Here is a 700-nt window from a genome sequence, read left to right on the forward strand (position 1 = left end):
CGGGATCAGCATCAGCGTGGCGACCAGCACCGAGATGCCGCCGGCCACCGACCGCAGCAGCGCGCCCAGCGCGGTGCCGATCACGCCGACCAGGCCGAGATAGAGCCCGGCGCCCAGCAGGCTCCGTACGACTCCCGCGTGGGTCAGGCTCATCGCGGCCGGGGTGCCGGAGACGATGCCGCTGCCGAACCCGAAGGCGACGAACGCGCCAAGGAGGCCGACCACCAGCGCGACCAGCCCGAACGTGGCCGCCTTGGACCACAGCACGGGCAGCCGGCGCGGTACGGCCGCGAACGTCGAGCGGATCATGCCGGTGGAGTACTCACCGGCGGTGACCAGCACGCCGAGCACGCCCACGGCGAGCTGGGCGAAGTGGGTGCCGAAAAGGGACAGGCTCACGGCCGTCGAGGCGGCGAAGTCGGGGTCCATGTGAGCGGAGCCGATCCCGGACTTGTAGCGGCTCGACGCGATCAGTCCGAAGGCGACGAGGAACAGCAGGCCGAGGCCCAGGGTGATCCACGTCGAACGCAGCGACCAGAGCTTGGCCCATTCCGAGGACAGCACCCGCCGTCCGGTCACCCGGTAGGCGGGGCGAGCGGGTCCGGCCGGGGCCGTCTCGACGGGCGCGGTGAGGGTGCTCATGCCGCCCTCCCGTCGGCCGCGAGGGTGTCGATGCCGGTCGTCGTGCCGTGGTACTCCA

General features: G+C 72.1%; 1 protein-coding gene. It reads right to left on the reverse strand.

The window, feature by feature from the left end:
* On the reverse strand, nucleotides 1–642 hold a 642-nt coding region (locus tag ADL01_RS22650), incomplete at its 3' end, for an ABC transporter permease (RefSeq protein WP_053743862.1).
* Between the last annotated feature and the right edge of the window lie 58 nt (nucleotides 643–700).

The sequence above is a fragment of the Streptomyces sp. NRRL WC-3618 genome (assembly GCF_001280005.1).
GTDB lineage: Bacteria > Actinomycetota > Actinomycetes > Streptomycetales > Streptomycetaceae > Streptomyces.